This window comes from Jiangella aurantiaca (assembly GCF_004349105.1).
Classification (GTDB): Bacteria; Actinomycetota; Actinomycetes; order Jiangellales; family Jiangellaceae; genus Jiangella; species Jiangella aurantiaca.
In genome coordinates, this window is the sequence record NZ_SMLB01000028.1 from 1 (window position 1) to 18,841 (window position 18,841).

The 18,841-nt window shown below is 70.8% G+C and carries 15 protein-coding genes and 1 pseudogene; 3 read left to right on the top strand and 13 right to left on the bottom strand.

Annotation, left to right across the window (positions count from 1 at the left end; genetic code table 11):
- The coding region (locus E1262_RS30425; RefSeq protein ID WP_162605983.1) for a discoidin domain-containing protein at positions 1–630 on the top strand (630 nt) is incomplete at its 5' end.
- Between the two features lie 53 nt (positions 631–683).
- On the opposite strand, the gene E1262_RS18680 is transcribed toward E1262_RS30425, so the two are convergent.
- The 3 genes from E1262_RS18680 to E1262_RS18690 all read right to left on the bottom strand — a co-directional run bounded on the left by E1262_RS18680 (position 684) and on the right by E1262_RS18690 (position 4,629).
- Positions 684–1,010, bottom strand: coding sequence for a low affinity iron permease family protein (locus tag E1262_RS18680; protein WP_162605984.1), 327 nt, complete (start codon positions 1,008–1,010; stop codon positions 684–686).
- A gap of 79 nt (positions 1,011–1,089) precedes the next feature.
- Positions 1,090–1,644 (bottom strand): dihydrofolate reductase family protein, encoded by a 555-nt coding sequence (locus E1262_RS18685; RefSeq protein ID WP_132104650.1) that lies wholly within the window; start codon positions 1,642–1,644, stop codon positions 1,090–1,092.
- Positions 1,645–1,845: 201 nt separating this feature from the next.
- Positions 1,846–4,629 carry an ATP-binding protein gene (locus tag E1262_RS18690; RefSeq protein ID WP_162605985.1) on the bottom strand — a complete coding sequence of 928 codons (2,784 nt, stop codon included), beginning with the start codon at positions 4,627–4,629 and terminating at the stop codon, positions 1,846–1,848.
- Positions 4,630–4,657: 28 nt separating this feature from the next.
- Between E1262_RS18690 and E1262_RS32150 the strand changes: the two are divergent.
- Positions 4,658–5,199, top strand: a pseudogene (locus E1262_RS32150) (M48 family metalloprotease); the annotation flags it as partial.
- Positions 5,200–5,322: 123 nt separating this feature from the next.
- Here the strand turns inward: E1262_RS32150 and E1262_RS18700 are convergent.
- Genes E1262_RS18700 through E1262_RS18715 form a run of 4 tightly spaced genes read right to left on the bottom strand, consistent with a single transcriptional unit; the run spans position 5,323 to position 9,829 of the window.
- A complete protein-coding gene (locus E1262_RS18700; RefSeq protein ID WP_162605986.1) occupies positions 5,323–6,663 on the bottom strand; it encodes a sulfatase family protein in 1,341 nt (446 codons plus the stop codon).
- A gap of 32 nt (positions 6,664–6,695) precedes the next feature.
- Positions 6,696–7,607, bottom strand: a complete 912-nt coding sequence (locus tag E1262_RS18705) for a carbohydrate ABC transporter permease (protein ID WP_132104653.1) — start codon at positions 7,605–7,607, stop codon at positions 6,696–6,698.
- Positions 7,597–8,502 carry a carbohydrate ABC transporter permease gene (locus E1262_RS18710; RefSeq protein WP_420810542.1) on the bottom strand — a complete coding sequence of 302 codons (906 nt, stop codon included), beginning with the start codon at positions 8,500–8,502 and terminating at the stop codon, positions 7,597–7,599. The genes E1262_RS18705 and E1262_RS18710 overlap by 11 nt, the downstream gene beginning before the upstream one ends.
- A 25-nt stretch (positions 8,503–8,527) precedes the next feature.
- Positions 8,528–9,829 (bottom strand): ABC transporter substrate-binding protein, encoded by a 1,302-nt coding sequence (locus E1262_RS18715; protein ID WP_132104655.1) that lies wholly within the window; start codon positions 9,827–9,829, stop codon positions 8,528–8,530.
- A 120-nt stretch (positions 9,830–9,949) separates the two neighbouring features.
- On the opposite strand from E1262_RS18715, the gene E1262_RS18720 reads away from it, so the two are divergent.
- Positions 9,950–10,969 carry a LacI family DNA-binding transcriptional regulator gene (locus tag E1262_RS18720; RefSeq protein ID WP_132104656.1) on the top strand — a complete coding sequence of 340 codons (1,020 nt, stop codon included), beginning with the start codon at positions 9,950–9,952 and terminating at the stop codon, positions 10,967–10,969.
- 18 nt (positions 10,970–10,987) lie between these two features.
- On the opposite strand, the gene E1262_RS18725 is transcribed toward E1262_RS18720, so the two are convergent.
- From E1262_RS18725 to E1262_RS18750, 6 genes are read right to left on the bottom strand one after another with little or no spacing between them, the layout of a single operon-like run.
- Positions 10,988–12,178 carry an MGH1-like glycoside hydrolase domain-containing protein gene (locus tag E1262_RS18725; RefSeq protein ID WP_132104657.1) on the bottom strand — a complete coding sequence of 397 codons (1,191 nt, stop codon included), beginning with the start codon at positions 12,176–12,178 and terminating at the stop codon, positions 10,988–10,990.
- On the bottom strand, positions 12,175–13,632 hold the full coding sequence (locus E1262_RS18730) for a sulfatase family protein (RefSeq protein WP_338033371.1): 1,458 nt from the start codon (positions 13,630–13,632) through the stop codon (positions 12,175–12,177). Before E1262_RS18730 ends, E1262_RS18725 begins: the two co-directional genes overlap by 4 nt.
- Positions 13,595–15,100, bottom strand: a complete 1,506-nt coding sequence (locus E1262_RS18735) for a sulfatase family protein (protein ID WP_132104659.1) — start codon at positions 15,098–15,100, stop codon at positions 13,595–13,597. Before E1262_RS18735 ends, E1262_RS18730 begins: the two co-directional genes overlap by 38 nt.
- Positions 15,097–16,689, bottom strand: coding sequence for a glycosyl hydrolase (locus tag E1262_RS18740; protein WP_162605987.1), 1,593 nt, complete (start codon positions 16,687–16,689; stop codon positions 15,097–15,099). The genes E1262_RS18735 and E1262_RS18740 overlap by 4 nt, the downstream gene beginning before the upstream one ends.
- An 11-nt stretch (positions 16,690–16,700) precedes the next feature.
- Positions 16,701–17,717, bottom strand: a complete 1,017-nt coding sequence (locus E1262_RS18745; protein ID WP_132104661.1) for a LamG domain-containing protein — start codon at positions 17,715–17,717, stop codon at positions 16,701–16,703.
- A gap of 11 nt (positions 17,718–17,728) precedes the next feature.
- Positions 17,729–18,541 carry a LamG domain-containing protein gene (locus tag E1262_RS18750; protein ID WP_132104662.1) on the bottom strand — a complete coding sequence of 271 codons (813 nt, stop codon included), beginning with the start codon at positions 18,539–18,541 and terminating at the stop codon, positions 17,729–17,731.
- Between the last annotated feature and the right edge of the window lie 300 nt (positions 18,542–18,841).

Consider the following 18,841-nt stretch of genomic DNA (forward strand, 5'->3'; position numbering starts at 1 on the left):
CCCGCCGCACCGGTACCGCCGCCGCCCCCGGAACCCGGCCGGGCGACGGTCTCGCGGTCGGTCCTGACCATCGCCGGAGTCGCGGCCGCGATCCTCATCCTGATGATCGTGGTCATCCTGATCGCCAAGGATCCGGCGGACGACGGCAGCGGCGAGTCGCCGCCAGCGGCCGAGCTCGCCGCCCAGGCGGACGTCGAGGTGCCCGGCACCGCGCCCGACGGCGTCGACAGCGCCGGCAACACGGTCGGCTACGGCGCCGCCAACCTCGTCGACGGCGACCCGAGCACGGCCTGGCGGGTCGAGGGCGACGCCAGCGGGAAGGAGGTCGTCCTCACGCTGCCGGCGGCCCGGACCATCACCGAGGTCGGCATCGTCAACGGCTACGCGAAGGTCGACGACGCCAGCGGCGACCGCCGCTACGGCGAGAACCGCCGGGTGCTCGCCGTCACCTGGATCTTCGACGACGGCACCGAGGCCTCCTACGCGCTGGAGGAGACGGTCGAGCCCCAGGTGTTCGCCCTCGACGCGCCGGTCGAGACGACAACGGTGCGGGTCCGCCTCGACGAGGTGTCCGACCCCGGCGGCCGCGACTTCACCGCGATCGGCGAGCTCAGCCTGACCGGCCGCTGACCGGCCGCGCCCCTCTACGCGGGCCGGGTCCTGCGGTGGCGCTCCTCGAGACGTTACTGCTCGTCGAGCGAGCCGTGCTCGGCGTCGACGACGGCCTCGTCCGCGCCGTCCGTGGCGCGCACCAGCTCGTCGAGCTTGAGCATCACCGCGCGGAGCTTCCGCGCGCTGACGTGCTGGATGAAGAACACCATCACGAAGGTCGCCGCTCCGGTCACACCGAACAGGACGTTCAACCAGGCCTGCGTGAACCCGTTGACCGCCACGACGACCAGCCAGGCCACCACGAGCACCGCCGCCACGACCGCGGCCGCCGCACTGCGGGCGAAGTCGACCACCGCCCGCGCCGCCGCCGACAAGCGTCCGTGCCAGGACGCCTGCAACGTTTTACCCAACGGAGGGCAGCGGACACGCATCCCGGCGCCGGCGGCGCGTGGGCTGGGCTGTGAGCCGGGCGCTCCCTCAGCCGGCTTCGGGCCGGTAGCGCAGCCACACGACACCGGAGCGGTAGGGCGTCGCCGAGACGAGCCGCAGCGGGACCGGGCCGACGCCGTCGAAGATGCGCGGACCGTCGGCCCAGAGGTGCGGATGGACCCAGAACCAGAACTCGTCGACCAGGCCGAGACGGGTGAGTGTGTGGGCGAACTCGCCGCAGCCGGTGACGACGAGGTTGCCGGAGTGCCGTTCCTTCAGCGCCGGCACGGCCCGGTCGAGCTCGCCCTCGATCAGCGTCGCGTTCCACTCCAGTGGGCCGGTGAGCTTGCGCGACGCGACGTACTTCGGCATCGCGTTGATGCGGCCGGCCGACCGGCCCATCGCGGGGTCGTCGGTGAGCTGCGGCCAGACCTTCGACAGGCCCTCGTACACGGGCCGCCCCATCATCAGCGCGTCGGCCAGGACGAGCTGGTCGAGCCCGTCGTCGCTGCTGTCGTTGTCGAGGACCAGCCAGGCGTCAGGGGTGGGCGACTCGAAAGCGGCGTTCACGGACATCGCGTTGTGGACTATGAGCTTTCCCATGACAAATCACCCTCTCTGCGTGTCGGACCTGCATGACACAGTCCGCTCTCTATCCGCCCTGCGGTCTCGACCGACGACTCGCGGGAGCCTCCGGCGCCCGGTCGTCGCGGTGTGCAGGGCGTCCACATGTGACGCTAGGAGTGCCGGACGACGGCCCGCATCTGTCGAACGACTGGCGTGCATCGGCGGGCGGCGCGGGCGCTATAGGTCGAGCCGGCCGAGTTCGGCGCGCCGCGACACGCCCAGCTTCGGGTACGCCTTGTACAGGTGGTGCCCGACGGTGCGCGGGCTGAGGAACAGCTGCGCGGCGATCTCGCGGTTGGTCTGCCCCTGGGCCGCCAGCCGGACCACCTGCAGCTCCTGCGGGGTGAGCTGGACGGCGGCCCGCGGCGCCGGCGTGCGGCCGGGCGGGCGCACACCCAGCGCGCCCAACTCGGCCTCCGCCCGCGGTTTCCACGCGTACGCGGCGGCCCGGTCGAACGTCTCCAGCGCCTCGGTCAGCTGCGCTCGCGCGGCGCTCGGCCGGCGGTGCCGGCGCAGCCACTCGCCGAACGCGAGCTGCGTGCGGGCCCGGTCGTAGGGCCCGCAGCCTCCGACACGCAGCGACTCCTCGAAGCGGTCGCGCGCCGACGGGCCGTCGTCCAGGATCGCGGCGCAGCGCAGGTCCAGCGCCGAGGCGACCGGGCTCCCCGTCCGATCGGCCCAGCCGCGCAGCTCGGCCAGCAGATCGCGGGCGAGCGCGCGATCTCCGACCCGCACGGCGGCGTCGATGTGGTCCGGGAGCGCCCGGACGAGCAGGTCGCGCCGAGACGTTCCGTGCCCCGCCCGCTCGAGCCGGTCCAGTGCGGCCGCCGGCTCGGCCCGGGCCAGGTCGGCGACGGCGAGCGCCCAGGTCGCGGTCGCCGCGGCCAACCGGTGCCCGTGGCCGTCGCTGAGGACCTGCGCGGCCAGCCGCTCGCACGCGGCGATGTCGCCGCGGACCGCGGCGAGCCACGCCTCCATCGAGGTGAGGACCGTGACCTGCACTCGCTGGCCGAGCTCAGCGGCGAGAGTGCTGGCGTCGGCGACGGTCACTTCGGCGTCGCGGAACCGCCCGGACACCAGATACGCGAGCGCGAGCGGCTCGCTCGAGTACGGCAGCCAGCCGATGGCACCGTCGTCGCGGAGCTGGGCCACCTGCGCCGCCAGTACTGACAGCGCAATGGCGTCGTCGCCGACGAGAAGGCCCATGAAGCCGCCCATCAGCCGCTCCAGGGTGCCGGCGACTCGTCCGTCGTGGGCCGCGTGCAGCAATGCGCGCATCGCTTGCGCCGTCGTGGTCGCCGGCGGGCCACCCGCCAGCAGGTGGGTGAAGCCGATCAGTGCGTCGCGCACCTCCCCTGCCGGCCCGGGCGTTACCCGGGCGACGAGCTCTGCGCACCGGTCGAGCAGCGCGGGATCGGCGGCGTCGCGGGCGCACCAGGCCACCTCGGTCAGCACCGCCGTCGCACGGGCAGGGTCGGTCGTCAGGATCGGTTCGGCGGCCTCCAGCGCCAGCTCGCAGGCGCGGGTCGGCGAGTCACGTTCGTAGGCGACCTGGGCGCGCACCCAGGCGGCCTCGGCGGCCTGGCCGGCCCATTCGACCGCGACACTGCTGCCGCTGGGCGCGGCCGTCGCGCCGGCCGCACCGGTCAGGGCGGCCACCGCGACGCCGGCGGCCGCGGCTAGGGACTCAGCCCGGTCCAGCTCCCCCGCGTCGTACGCCGTCCGGGCGGCCTCGAGCAGCCGGCGGGCGCGGCCCGGGCGGTCACCGCTCAACGTCGCGGCGCGCTCCCAGGCCTGCGACGCGGCCGCCGGTGCGCCGCGTGACAGCGCCCGCCGCGCCGCGTCGTCCAGTGCCGCCGCCGCGGTGTCGTCGGTCCCGGCCGCGGCCGCCGCGAGGTGCCAGGCGCGACGGTCATCGTCGGCGACGACGTCAGCGAGGGCCCGGTGGGCGGCAAGCCGGCGTGTGAGCGGGACATCCTGGTAGGCCGCGGCGCGGATCAGCGGGTGCCGGAACTCCAGCCGGCCGGACGTGACGCGGACGAGCTGGCGCATTTCTGCCGGTGCCAGGTCGGCGACCCCGACGCCGAGAGCACCCGCCGCGGCGGCGAACAGGGCGAGCTCGGACCGGTGGTCCGCGGCGGCGAGCAGCAGCGCCCACCGGGTGGCGTCGGGCAGTGCGCGCACCTGGCGACGGAAGTGCGCCTCGAGCCGGCCCGTGGCCGGCAGTGGCGCGACCGGCTCCGGCAACGACCCCGCCGACGCCGGCTGGCCGCCCGCCAGCTCGATGATGGCCAGCGGGTTGCCACCGGACTCCTGCAGCACCCGGTCGGCGACACCGTGCGGGAGTGCCCGCTGCGCGGCCAGCAGCTGCGCTGCGCTGTCGCCGTCGAGCCTGGGCAGGGTGAGGCTCTCGATGCCCTCGGCCGGGAACGGGCGGTCGCCGTCGCGGACGGTGAAGATCGTGGCGACCGGATCGGAGCCCAGCCGGCGCACCGAGAACAGCAGCGCGGCCGCCGATGAGCGGTCGAACCAGTGCGCGTCGTCGAGCAGGCACAGCAGCGGCCCCCGCTCGGCCAGGTCCGACAGCAGCATCAGGGTCGCGGCGCCCACCATCAGCGGATCGGTGGCGGCGGTGTCCGTCCCGAACGCGGCCCGGAGCGCCCGGGCTTGCGGCGCGGGCAGGTCGTCGAACCGGTCGGCGAACGGCGCGAGCAGGACCTGGAGACCGGCGAACGGGATCTCCGCCTCCGACTCCACTCCGGCGACGCGCAGCACCCGGAACCCACCCGCCATCCCTGCCGCGTCGTCGACCAGCGTGGTCTTGCCGATCCCGGCCTCGCCGCGCAGGACGATCGCCCGGCCGCGCCCCTCCTTGGCGTCGGCCAGCAGGCGTCGCAGCCGCGACTGCTCGCCGGACCGGCCGACGATCGGCGGCGCGGTGCCGACGGACCCGATCTGCACAGAGCGACGGTAGCGCGTGCTGCTCGGTTCGCTGGCGATGAACGCGGGCACCTACTTCCGGTCGGACAAGCTCGCGCTGCGGGCGATGGGCGCGCGTTCGGTGACCCCGGTGCAGGCGCCGGAGCTGTACGCCATGGTGCACGAGCTCGCCAGCGCCAGCGCCAGCGGCCGGCCGATGCCGCGCCTCTACGTCAGCCCGGTCGCACAGCCGAACGCGTTCGCCACCGGCCGCGACCCCAACATGCCGCGGTCGCCGTCACCGACGGCATCTTGCGGCTGCTCAGCCCGCGCGAACTGCGCGCGGTGCTGGCCCACGAGCTGTCGCACGTGTACAACCGCGACATCCTCATCTCCAGCGTGGCCGCCACGCTGGAGGGCATCGTCACCGCCGCCGCCAACCTGGCCATCTTCATCCCGCTCCGCGAGTACGAGGCCGACGCCGACGGCGCTCACCTGATGATCGCCAACCCGCTGGCCGGAGGCGGCATGGCGAGCCAGCTGCGCACCCACCCGCCGACGGCGGACCGCGTCCGGCGCCTCCACGCGATGGCCACCGCCGCGCGGCGGTGATCGCGGCGATATCAATACCGGTCTGGTTCAAGGCCGCACACGATGTGTCACGGTCGGTCGTCAGGTCGCCTCCAGTAGTTCGGGCGACGGTTCGGCGTGGGCCGGCCAGTGCTCGCTCGACCGTCAGCTGCGCTGAATGAACTGTGGCTCGATCAGCTCCGTGCGGTTCGGGTGCGGGCCGCGGTTCGTTCCCGTGCGGCGGGCGGCCGGGATCACGCCATGGAGCAGCGGATCCTGCGTCGCGTGCTGCCAGCTCGAGAGCCGCTCGGCCAGATCCTTCTCGATCTCGGCGAGCGATTCGGCACCGGCCAGGTTGTGCGTCTCGTGCGGATCCGCCTCCAAGTCGTACAGCTCGACCCGGGAACGTGGCGCGGTGTCGTCGACACCGACGGCTGAGGGCGACAGGGCGATGTCGACCGGCAGCGGCACCTCCGGCCGTTCCTCGGAGCTGACGATGTACTTGTAGCGGCGCGTGCGCACGCAGCGGATCGGGTCGTACTGGCGCAGGCCGTGCCAGTTCTTCTCCGCGAAGATCTCCTCTCGTCTCGCTCCGCTCTCGCCGTGACCGAGCTGGGCCGCGAAGCTGACGCCCTGCACCTGACCCGGCACCGGCGCGCCGACCAGCTCCAGCAGCGTGGGCACGACGTCGACATGGCTGATCAGGTCAGAGCACCGTGGCCGCGGCGGTGTGTTCCCGGGCCACCGCACGATGAGCGCCACCTCGATGCCGGAGTCGAACAGCGTCGACTTCGCGCGCGGGAACGGTATGCCGTGGTCGGTCGTGAAGACGACGACGGTGTCGTCGTCGAGCCCCAGCTCCTGCAGCCGAGTGAGGATGCGGCCGGTCGCTGCGTCCGCGTAGGTGACGGCCGCGTTGAAGGCGCGCAGGTCCTCCAGGACACCGTCGGTGGCCGCGAGGTACGGCGGCACGTCGACAGGCGTCCCCGCGGAGGTCGGGAAGCGGTACGCCGGAAACGGCCGGTGCGGCTCGAACATGCCGACGACCATGAGGAAGGGCGCGTCGCCCTGGGCGAGGGTGCAGAGCTTGTCCACCGCCAGCTCGGCGACGACGGGCGCGGCCTGCCGATCGGCGTTGACGTCGATCACCTCGTCGTAGCCCAGGGTGGACGAGTCGGCGCTCTCGTGCTGCAGGCCGACGAGCACCGACCGGTAGCCGTGCGGCGCCAGCAGCATGGGCAGCGTCTGCTCGTTGGCGTGGTACTCCCAGCCGAGGTGCGCCAGGCCCATCAGCCCGTTGTCGTGCGGATAGCGCCCCGTGAACAACGACCCTCTGGCCGGCGAGCACAGCGGAGCGGTCGAGAAGGCGTTCTCGAACACCACGCCGTCCTGGGCGAGCGCGTCGAGGTGAGGGGTGCGCACATGCTCCAGGCCGTAGGCACCGAGGTAGCGGCCGGTGTCGTGCCAGTGGACGAGAACGATGTTGGGCGTGGGGCGCTGTGTCACAGGTGTGGTCCTCGCTGGTGGTGGATGGTCTGTCACTTGAGTCCGGTGGTCGCGATGCCGCGGACCAGCAGGCGCTGGCCGATGAGGAACGCGATGAAGACGGGCAGGAGCGAGAGGACCGACATCGCGAACAGGGCGCCCCAGGAGGTCGCGCCCTGGGAGTCGACGAACGACCGCAGCGCGACGGGCACGGTGTACGCGTCGGGTGAGGTGAGGTAGATCAACGGCGTGAAGAAGTCGTTCCACGTCCAGATGAACGTGAAGATCGCGGTCGTGGCCAGCGCCGGCACGAGCAGCGGCAGGATGATCCGGGTGAAGATCGCGACGTGACCCGCTCCGTCGATGCGGGCCGCCTCGTCGAGCTCCCGCGGGATGCCGCGGATGAACTGGACCATGAGGAACACGAAGAACGCGTCGGTGGCGAGGAACTTCGGCAGCACCAGCGGGAGGAGCGTGTTCACCCAGCCCAGCTCGGAGAACAGGATGTACTGCGGCACGATCACAACGTGCAGCGGCAGCATGATGCTGACCAGCATGATCGCGAAGAGCAGCTTCCGGCCGCGGAACTCCTGTCGCGCGAAGGCGTACGCCGCCATGGAGCAGGACACGAGGTTGCCGACGATGCTGAAGACGACGACAGCGAGCGAGTTGAGCAGGTAGTGCCCGAACGGATAGCGCAGCGCGTTCCAGCCGCGCTCGTAGTTCTCCGGCCGGGGGTCGGTCAGCAGCAGCCCGGTCTGCCGGAACACCTCTCCTTCCGGCCGGAGCGAGCTGACCACCATCCATGCCAGCGGGTAGATCATCAGTAGGCAGGCCGCGGTCAGCACGAGGTGCTTGACCAGGCTCTTCCGGCGCCGGCCCCGGTCGGCGGGCCGTCGCCGCTCTCCGGGCGGCGGACCGGACGTGGTCCGCACGTCACCCGCACGTGCCGTGTCAGTCGTCATAGAAGACCCAGAACCTCGCCGCATAGAAGTTGATGGCGGTGAAGACGCCGATGATCAGCAGGAGCAGCCACGCCAGCGCCGCCGCGTAGCCCATGTCGAGTTCGCCGAAGCCCTTCTCGTACAGATAGAGCGTGAAGAACAGCGTGGAGTCGGACGGGCCGCCGGTGCCGCCCGAGACGATGAACGCCTGTGTGAACGCCTGGAACGCGGAGATGATCTGCAGCACCAAGTTGAAGAAGATGATCGGCGTGATCAGCGGCAGGGTGATGTGCCGGAACACCTGCCACCGGCCGGCGCCGTCCACGACCGCCGCCTCGTAGTACGACGCCGGGATCTGGCGCAGGCCGGCCAGGAAGATCACCATCGGAGCCCCGAAGGTCCACACGTGCAGCGCGATGATGCTGTACAAGGCGGTGCGCGGGTCGGAGATCCAGCCGATCCCCTCGATACCGACGAACCCCAGCACCTGGTTGATCAGGCCCTCGGTGCCGAAGATCTGCCGCCACAGGATCGCCACCGCCACAGACCCGCCCAGCAGCGACGGCAGGTAGAGCACGGAGCGGTACAGCGCCAGCCCGCGCATGCCGCGGTTCAGCAGCACGGCGATCGCGAGCGCCAGACCGAGCTGAAGCGGCACGCCGAGGACGACGTACACGAACGTGACCCAGAGCGACTGGCGCAGCCGGTCGTCGGACAACATCCTGCGGAAGTTGTCCAGGCCGATCCAGCTGGGATCCTGCAGCAGGTTGTAGTCGGTGAAGCTGAGCACCAGGGACGCGACGATCGGGCCGGCCGTGATCACGACCAGGCCGATCAGCCACGGCGACAGGAAGCCGTAGGCCGAGCGGTCGGACGTGGGCCTGGTGGTGGCGCGGCCGGCCCGTAGCCGCCGCAGCTCGGTGCTGACACTCACGTCTGCCCTACTTCTCCAGTGCCGTGGTCATCTCGGCCACGAAGCCCTCCGCCGCGGCGTCCGGACTCGCCCGCTCGTAGAGGACCTCCATGGCGTGGCGGAAGAACGTGTTGTCGAGCGTGCCCGCCCCGGACGGGCTAGCGGGCCGCTGCGGGCCCAGCTCGTCGCTGATCTCGGCGACGTAGTCGAGCGCGGCCTTGTCGCTGCCGGACACCTCTGCGGCGATGGCATCGCGGACGTCGGAGTTGGCCGGCACGCCGAGGCTCGTGAGCACGGCCTGGCCGGCCTCGGTGCTGTTCACCATGAAGTCGATGAAGGCGGTGGCCTCCTCGGCGTTCTCGGAGTCGGCGTTGACCGACCACAGCGAGTCCGGCTTGAAGAACAGCCCGGCATCGGCCGAGGACCCCGACGTGCTTGGCGGGCGGAGGATGACGATGTCCGCCCCCGACGCCTTGGTGATGGCACCCACCGCGGAGCTCCAGAACCAGCCCATCGCGTCCTTGTTCGTCGCCACGCCACTTTGTTCGAGCGCCTCGTGCTGCTCGGTGATCAACGACGCCGGCGGCAGGCCGCCGCTCTGGCCCATCCCCTGGAGGTAGGTCAGGAAGTCGGCGACGTCGGACGGGGCGAAGCCCAGCTCGCCGTCGTCGGTGAACATCTCCTTCCCCTGCTGCCGCAGCCAGTGCTCGAGCGCGGGACCGAAGTTCGGCGCGTCGGACCCGTACTGCTCGCCACCGCTCTTCTCCGTGATCGTGGCGGCCAGCGTGGCGTACTCGTCCCAGGTCCAGGTGGTGTCGTCGGGCAGCTCCACGCCCGCGGCCTCGAACAGAGCCGTGTTCGCCAGGATCGTCATGGTGTTCAGGCCGGCGGCGACCCCGTACCGGCCGTCGGCGGTGGTGCCCTCGGCCGCGGCGACCTCGCTGAACCTCGAGGTGTCCACGGAGTCGCCGAGCTCGGCCAGGGCGCCGCGTTCGGCGTACTCGCCGAGGAACTGGCTGTTGAGCATGATCACGTCCGGCGCGTCGCCGGCGGCGAACTGGGTGGCCAGCTTGTCGAAGTAGCCGGCGAACCCGGTGCACTCCAGCTGGACGTCGACACCGTCGTTCGCCTGCTCGAACGCCGTGACGGCGGCCTCGACCCGCTGGATGCGCTGGTCGTTGCCGAAGCAGGCGACGCGCATCGTGGTGGAACCACCGCCGTCGTCGCCGCTGCCGGTCGTGTCACCGTCGCCGGGCGACATGATGCCGCATGAGCTGGCCAGGACTCCCACGGTGACCAGGGCAGTGAGCCGCACCATTGCAGACTTCATCGCGATCCCTCTCTCGACTGGAGGCAGGCGCCACTCTACTCGTGGTAGCTGGTCTGTCAATTCTGCACCTCAAAGCCGGTTACTCGTATCAACGACCTGGCCGACGGATATGCTGGCAGCATGTCGACGCGCAAGGTGGTGGTCCGCGAGGACGTGGCCCGGTACGCGAACGTGAGCCCGGCAGTCGTGAGCTACGTCCTCAACAAGGGCCCGAAGCGGGTGCGGCCCGAGACCGAGGCCCGGGTTCTCGAGGCGATCAGAGTGCTGGGCTACCGCCCCAACGCCGCAGCGCGTGCGCTGAAGCTGCAGTCCCAGGAGATCTTCGGGCTGGTGCTCTCCACGGGCGGCAACGCACTGTTCGTCGAGCTCGCCAACGCCATCGAGGACGCAGCGAACGCCCTCGGCTTCGCGGTGATCAACACCAACTCGCGCGAATCTGCCGCGAGGGAGCGCGAACACCTGCGCAACCTCGTCAACCGCCGCGTCGACGGCATCATGCTCGCCAGCGTCGAGGCTCAGCCGGACATCTCTGAGGTGGCCCGTGCCGGCGTACCCGTCCTGCTGCTCGACAACGGCGGCTCGATCGAATCGGTGCCCTCGGTCGGCGCCGATCTCGAGGCGGGTGCGTACGACGCGGTGCGCCACCTCATCGACCACGGCCATGAGCGGATCGGCATGATCAGCGGCCCGCCCACCGACCTCTCCGACGGCCGGGAGGCCGGCTGGAGCCGTGCGCTGGCGGAGAGCGGGCTGCCCGAAGGTCCGCTGGTGCCCGCCACGCCGAAGCGATTCGGCGGGTACAAGGCGGCGAAGCGGCTGCTCGCGTCGGGCGACGGTCTCACCGCCCTGTTCACGAGTTGCGACGCGCAAGGCGTGGGTGCGCTCCGCGCCGTCCACGAGGCCGGCCTGCGAATACCCGACGACATCGCCATCGTCTCCTTCGACGGCTCCACCGAGGCGGAGTTCACGTGGCCGGGTCTGAGCACGATGCGGCAGCCGGTCGAACAGATGGCCGAGGACGCCGTCGCTGAGTTGCTCGCCCTCAGAGACGGCGGCCGCGCGCCCACGCATCGCACGTACCCGACCACGCTGCAGGCCCGCGGTTCGTGCGGCTGTGTCGACAAGGATCCGCTGTCGTGACCTCGTTCGCGCCCGCCGTCAGCCGGACGCGTCGTCGCAGTACGTCTCGTACATGGTCGTCGCCAGGAAGTTCCAGTTGAGAAAGCCCGGGCCGTGGATGCCGCGGCCGCTGTCCGGGTCGTAGTACTCGTGCAGCGTCCCGGTCCGCTCCAAGTCGCCGGCGAGCATCGCCAGCGTCCCCTCGACGATGCGCCGCGCGTGTGAGGTGTAGCCGTACCTCAGCAGGCCGGCGAACGCGATGTAGTTGGCGACCACCCACACCGGTCCTTGCCAATTCGACGGGTTGGCCGTGGCGGTGACGTTGTAGAGCGGCTCGCGGCGCGACAGCGTACGGATACCGAAGTCGCAGAAGAGCTCGCAGCCCTCGACCAACGCCGCCGCCTGATCCGGTGCGGCGACTCCCGCCCACAGCGCGTAGAAGCCGACCCAGGAGCGATAACGCAGCGGGACGAGCCACTCGGCGCGTTGCGTCGTCCCGGGCGGCGTGCTGGTCAAGGTGTCGGCATGGCAGAAGTCCGTCATGACGGGGTCCCACAGGAGGCGCCGCACCCGCTCGGCCAGTTGCTCCTGCCGCTCGCCATAGTGAGGCGCACGCACGGGGTCGCCCGCCAGGGCGTGCAGGTGCGCGAGCGCGCCGTACTCGGCGACCATCAGGCAGTTGAGATCCACGCCGGCGGTCGCGTCCAGCGGGCGGCCGTAGACGGCGGGATGATTGTCAGCGCCGCTGCCCCGGTGGCTGCGCCAGCGGAACAGGCCGGAGGCGTGCCGCTGGGTCTCCTCCCAGTGCGCGACATGCCGGCGCAGACCGGGCAAGGCCTCCCCCGCCCATGCCGCCGGATCCGATGACAGCAGCGCCAGCTGGGCGAGCACCGGCTTGGCCGGGTTCATCGGCGCGTCCGGCCCCCTCGGGCCATGGGCGTCCGCGCCGTCCACGCCGATCACGTACGGGATCGAGCCGTCAGCGCGCTGGTGGTCGAGGAAGTTCAGCACGCAGCCACGGACCACAGTGGTGTCGTCCAGATGCGGCGTCAGGGCGAGCAGCGTGAAGTACGCGTCCCAGTCCCACAGCTGCCCGCGGTAGACCGACGCGGGATCCACGTACGACCGGCGCAGCGCGCCCTCCGGCGGGCGTGCCACCCGCCCGCGTTCGGCGCCGAGGTAGTCCTCGACCACCCGGTACGCCGCTTCCGTCCGCGGGTCGAGGCTCACGCCTGACTCCGGTGCGGCGCGTCACCGACCGCGGCCTGCTGGCGGGCGAGCTCGTCGGTCAGCTCCGTGCGGATCTGCCGGTAGGCCGGGTCGTGCCAGACATTGACCAGCTCGTCCGGGTCGTTGGCCAGGTCGAAGAGCTCCCAGCATTGCGCCGCCGCGCTGGTGCCGGTGCCCGGCAGCGCCATGCCGTCGTTGTAGAAGTACACGAGCTTGTAGCGCTCGGTGCGGATGCCGTAATGGGCCCAGATGCCGTGCGCCGGATCGTCGTGCTGCCAGTAGCGGTAGTAGATCGCGGCGCGCGGCGGTGTGGCGTCTCGTCCCGACACCAGCGGGCGCAGACTCACACCCTGCATGCGTGAGGGCGCCTCGACGCCCGCCCAGTCGAGGAACGTCTGCGCGAAGTCGACGTTGGAGACGAGGTCGCGGCACACCGTCCCCGGTGAGATCTCCCGCGGATACCGCATGAGCAGCGGCATGCGCAGCGAGTGCTCGTAGATGAACCGCTTGTCGAACCAGCCGTGATCGCCGAGGAAGAAGCCCTGGTCGGAGGTGTAGACGACGACGGTGTCGTCGGCCAGGCCGGTGTCGTCGAGGCAGTCGAGGACGCGCCCCACGCTCTCGTCGACCGCGGCGACGCAGCGCAGGTAGTCGGTGATGAACCGCTGGTACTGCCACGACGTGCGCGCCGCGTCGTCGAGCCCGGCCGGGACGTCCTGCTTGAGGTCTCGAGGGTTGAGGTGCTCGCCGATCCGCATCCGCGCCGCCGCGGCCGCACCGCAGCGGGTGGCGTAGTCGTCCCGGAACGTCGCCGGCTCCGGGAACTCCTCGCCCTGGTAGAGGTCGCGATGCCGTTCGGCCGGGATCCAGGTGCGATGCGGTGCCTTGTGGTGCAGCAGCAGGCAGAACGGGCGGTCGCGGTCGATCGACCGCAGCCAGTCCACGCTCAGGTCCGTCAGGATGTCGGTGACGTAGCCGGCGTGGTGCTCGTCGCCGCGCGGCGTCCGGAGCACCGGATTGTCGTACTCACCCTGGCCATAGAGCACCCGCCACTCGTCGAATCCCTGCGGATCGCGGCCGGAACCCGCGCCGAGATGCCACTTGCCGAACAACGCCGTCTGATATCCGGCATCGTGCAGCAGCGCCGGGAACGTCGGCTGTCCCGCATCGAACGGGCTCGCCATCGCCATCACGCCGTTCACGTGGTTGTGGGTGCCGGTGAGGATGACCGCCCGGCTGGGTGCACAGATGGCGTTGGTGCAGAAGCTGTTGTCGAACCGCATGCCCTCCTCGGCGACTCGGTCCAGCTGGGGCGTCCGGTTCAGGGCGCCGCCGTATGCGCTGATCGCGTGGGCCGCGTGGTCGTCGGACATGACGAAGACGATGTTCGGCCGCTTCACTGGCGCTCGACCCTCCTCAGGCAACGGCGATCCGTTCGAAGGTGCTCGCCTCACGGCGGATCTCGGCGTTGAGGAAGCGGTGCATGACCTCCGCCCGCAGGTCGGCGTGCGCTGGGTCGTCGAACAGGTTGCTCCGCTCACCCGGATCGGCCTGGAGGTCGAACAGTTCGCCGACCGGCTGGTCGCGGTACAGCGTCATCTTGTACCGCTCGTCGACGTACGTGCGAATGTGCACAGCCGTGGGCTGGTGACGGTTCTCGACCAGCACGTGGTCGCGAACCCGCCGCTCGGTGCCGGACCAGACGCCGAGCTGGTTCACGCCCTGCATGTCGCCGGGAACGGGTAGGTCCGCCGCGTGCAGGAACGTGGGCGCGAGATCGACCAGGCTCTGCAGCGCGCTCACCCGGCGACCGGTGGGTATCCGGCCGGGGAAGCGCGCCAGCATCGGGATCCGGATGAGGTCCTCGTAATGGAAGGGTCCCTTTGCGGTGAGGCCGTGCTGGCCGAGGAAGTGGCCGTGGTCGGTGGTGAAGACGACCAACGTCTCCCCGGCCAGCCCTCGTTCATCGAGGTAGGCCAGCAGCCGGCCGATCCCGGCGTCCACCAGGCTGATCATGCCGTAGTAGACCGCCAGGTCGCGTCGCAGCCGGTCGGGTGCCACGAGATGGCTGACGAAGCCGTGGTTCGCGTGCTCGGTCTCCTGCCACGCCGAGAAGTCCGGATCGGCCAGCTGGGTGAGCCGGAACCACTCGGGCATCGCCTCGAGCTCGCCGTCTGCCGGCTCGCCGGGTTCGACGTCCGCCGGGTCGTACATCGACGCCCACGGCTCCGGGACGAGGTACGGCGGGTGGGGATCCTGGAAGCTCGCCCACGTGAAGAACGGCCGGCCGGCCGCCATGGCGTGGTCCATGGCCGCGACCGTACGCTCGGCCACGAAATGCGTGTAGTGGAAGGCCTCGGGCAGGTCCCACGCATGCTCGTGCGGCCGGTCGCCGGGGCCGCCCTGGAAGTAGCGGCGCCAGTCGGCCAGGCCCTGCCGCTCCATCCACAACGCGTAGTGCTGGCCGGCCCATCGCTCGTCGGCGTGGTTGCGGGCGAGCTCGATGTGCTGGAAGCCGAAGTACGGGCCGTGGAAGCCGGCCCAGAACTCCAGGTCGCGCAACAGGTCGGCACGTTCCAGCGACGGCTGCTCGGGTGTTGCGGCGAGCGGCTCGAAGTGGGCCTTGCCGATCAACGACGTCGCATACCCGGCCGCGCCGAGCAGCTCACCGATGGTGCGTGACCCGTCGTCGAGCCGGGTGCCGAGCGTCCAGCAGCCGTGGGCGGACGGGTACCGGCCCGTGATCAGCGAGGACCGCGACGGCGAACACAACGGGTTGGGACAGTAGGCACGATCGAACCGTGCGCCCTCGCCCGCCAGGCGGTCGAGATGCGGCGTCTGGAGCACGGTGGTGCGATGGCCGAGGGCCTCGTGATGGTGCTGGTCCGTCGTGATCAGCAGGATGTTCGGTGTGTCGGTCACCTGGCTCCCCGTGGGTGCAGAACGGCCTTGACGTTGCCGCGGACGTACAGCGGGTCGCCGGACAGGGTCAGCGACACCGCACCCCGGTACGGGGTGATCGTGCGGGTCACGCCCATCGTGTCGGTCACCTGCAGCGGCCTGGGGGTCATCAGCCTGACCTCGGTGCCGGCCTCCGGCGCCCACATCGCCCGCACCGCGGTGACCCCGTCGCTGAAGCGATGGCTGTGCACACCGCCGGGCACCCGATCCGCACCGTCGTACGGCAGTCCGGAGAGCTGCGCGGTCATGACCGCGTAGGCGACGTACGACGGCTTCGGTGTGTAGTCGCCCTGCGGGTCACCGGGACGCCGGAGCAGGCCGAACGGGCCGCTGTTGTGATCCATGAAGTTGTACCAGTAGTACCGCGCCACGCCCTCGGAGAACGCCAGGACGTAGGACCGCGGCAGGTACTGGGCCTGCGCCCGTTCCGTCGTGTGCTCGGATCTGTCGTTCGTCGGCCAGCCCAGCTCGCTGAACCAGATCGGCGCGTCGGCGGCGCCGTTCTCGTCCATCACCCGGCGGAGGTCGGCGATGTCGGCGGGCAGCGTCTCCGGCGTGCAGCACGCCCGGTACGGGTGCACGGAGACGACGTCGAGCGCCTCCGCTCCACCGGCGCGAAGGTACTCCGCCAGCCACGGCAGGCCTTCGGCGAAGTCCTGCGTCTTCGCCAGCAGCTCGGGCGCGACGACCTCGACGTCGGGGCGCACCTCCTGCACGGCGTCGGACACCACCTGGGCGAGCGCCGCGTGGTAGTCCGGACGGGCGTCGGCGAGACCGTCGCCCCGATCACCGAACTTGGGGGTGTTCGGCTCGTTGTACACGCCGATGCTGCGGATCTGGTCGCCGTAGTGCGCCAGCACCTCCTGCACGAACCGGGCGAAGGCCTGCCGCCCCTCGTCGGTGTACGGCGTGGCGCCGCCGTCGTGGTGCGGGCTGTACAGGCCGAAGTTGAGAAGCGGCTCGACGGACGCTTCGCCCAATTCCTCCATGAACGTCTCGAACCGGCCGTTCTCGACGGTGAAGTCGTAGGTTCCCGGCGCGGTCTCGATGAGCTGCCACTGTTGCGCGTCGCGGACGGTCTGGACGCCGATGTTCGTGAGCAGCGGCACGAGGATCTCGGGATCCCATCCGTGCGCGAAGTGCGTCTGCGCCCCGAACCGGAGGTCGTCGGTCGCCGATCGATCCGCCTCCGGCAGCACCGCGAAGGATGTCTCGGCCGCACCGCCGCCGTCTGCCGCAGTGACGTGCAGCTCGTAGTACCCGACGGCATCGACGGGTACCTGCAGCAGCGCCCGGCCGTCGGTCACCGGCGTCGTTCCCACCGCGGTCTCGTCGCCCCAGTAGTCGTGGACGGTCCACGAGACGGAGGACGCCGGCGTCGACACCTCGAAGCTGGGCGTGGCACCGGTGGCGAAGATATTGCCCGGGCTGGTCTGGCCGAGGGCCACCGTCGTCGGCTGAGCGACGGCCACCCCCGGCAGCGCCGTGGCCAGTAACGCCAGCGCTGCGAAGCCGAGCGACAGTCGGCCGGTTCTCGGGACTCGTGTCATCCGCCGCCCCATCAGTGGTACGTCCGAACCCAGTCGTGCTCGGCGACCTTGGGGAAGCCGAGGCCGGGCCCGCCGGGCGGGTTGCCCTGGGTGCTGAGCACGAGGTGCCGGCCCTCGGTGATGAACGGCGAGTCGGCGGGAAGTTCCTTGGTCCACGTGGGGCGGCCGTCGAAGTAGAACGTGAGCAGGCCCACCGGATGTCCGTCGATCTCGACGATCTCGCGCCGCACGCCGTAGGTGTGCATGGCCTCGGTCAGGACGCCGGCGCCCAGCGGATCGGTGCGGCACTCGTCGATCGCTCCCTCAGGATCCGTGGTCTTGTCCTCGCGCCCCGTCCGGCAGTTGTCCACCGCCGTGTGCTCGGTGGGGATCGGCGGCTCCGGTGGCGGCGGAGACTCCCAGGTGTGCAGGGCCATGTGCATCTCGTCGGCCCAGAAGAACTCCTGGATGTCGAGCTCGGGGTTGGGGTTGGTGTCGTAGCTCGGTGGGCGGGTCGCCATCCAGACGGCGCTGAAGACGTTCTGGTCCCACGCGGTGTGGCTCGCGACGTTCGCGGCGAACCCCTTGGTGCGGACCTCGACGCAGCTCGCCCGGCCTGGTGTCGCTCCGGGCACGTCGAACGTCGACTCGACACCTCCGGCCGGGTAGTCCAGGCTGCCGTCGCCGTCAACGTCCTCGGGCTCGTCGACGATCCACAGGCTCAGCGTTCCGTCGTCCACCGTCACCATGTCGGTCCGGTAGAACAGCTCGCCGGACCGCCGGCCCGGCGTTCCCGTCGTCAGCGACGTGTCGTAGTAGTCGTAGGCGCGCCACTTGGGGCCGAGCCGCCGGTCGAACTCGTCGCTGGCCCTGCTCACGGGCTTGAGCCCGGTATTGCACAGGGTCGGCACCTGAGGGGCGGCGGCCGGCTGCGGGGTGTCCTGGCCCGGCTCCGGATCCGAGACACCGAGTGCGGTGTTCGCCGCCACCGCGCCGCTCGCCACGACCACCGAGAGGACAGCTCGGCGGAGTCCTGCGCGTCCGATCATGATCGCCTCCGTCAGTGGTAGGTGCGCACCCAGGCGTGCAGAGCGACCTTGGGGAACGGCGGGCCGGGGTCGCCGGGCGGGTTGCCCTGGGTGCTGAGGACGAGGTGCCGGCCCTCGGTGACGAACGGCGAGTCGGCGGACACCTCCTTGGTCCACGTGGTCACGCCGTCGACGTAGAACGTGAGCAGGCCGGCCGGCTGGCCGTCGATCGTCGCGATCTCTCGCCGCAGGCCGTAGGTGTGCTGTGCCGCGGTCAGGTCGCCGAGGCCGAGCGGGTCGGTGTGGCAGTCGTCGATCACGCCCACCGGATCCGTGGTCTGGTCGGCACGTCCCGTCCGGCAGTTGTCCACCGCCGTGTGCTCGGTCGGAGTCGGCGGCGCCGGTGGCGGCGGAGACTCCCAGGTGTGCAGGGCCATGTGCATCTCGTCGACCCAGAAGAACTCCTGGATGTCGAGCTCGGGATTGGGATTGGTGTCGTAGCTCGGTGGCCGGGTCGCTAGCCAGACGGCGCTGAAGACGTTCTGGTCCCACGCGGTGTGGCTCGCGACGTTGGCGGCGAATCCCTTCGTCCTGACCTCCACGCAGCTCGCCCGCTGCGCGCCGGCCCCGGGCACGTCGAACGTGGACTCGACGGCGCCGGCCGGATACCCGTCGACGCCGTCATCCGGAGTGTCGTTTCGGATGTACAGCCGCAGGACTCCGTTGGAGACCTCGACCATCTCCGGCAGGTACGCGAGCTCCCCCGAGCGGTCGCCCTCCTCGACGTCGTACACGCGCCAGCGGCTGCCGAGCGGCTGGTCGAACTCGTCGCTCGCCGAGTCCATCTGACTGAGCCCGCTCGAACAGCTCGGAGCCGGAGTCCACGGCTCGGCAGCGGCCTGGTGATCCGCTGGAGGCGCGACTCCCGCCAGGATGCCCGTGCCGGCGATGACAAGTGCCACCGTACGCATCGATCTCGCCTCCTCGCGACAACCGCCAGATGCCCGACATCTACACGAGTAATCAGCAACCGTAAACCGCTTCGACCAGTAATAATCGCCAGTGCAGACGGTATAGCCGAGCTCAGAATTTACTCGTGTAACCAGCTGCCTCGCCTAGGCAATCAGAACGCCCATGGGTTGTCA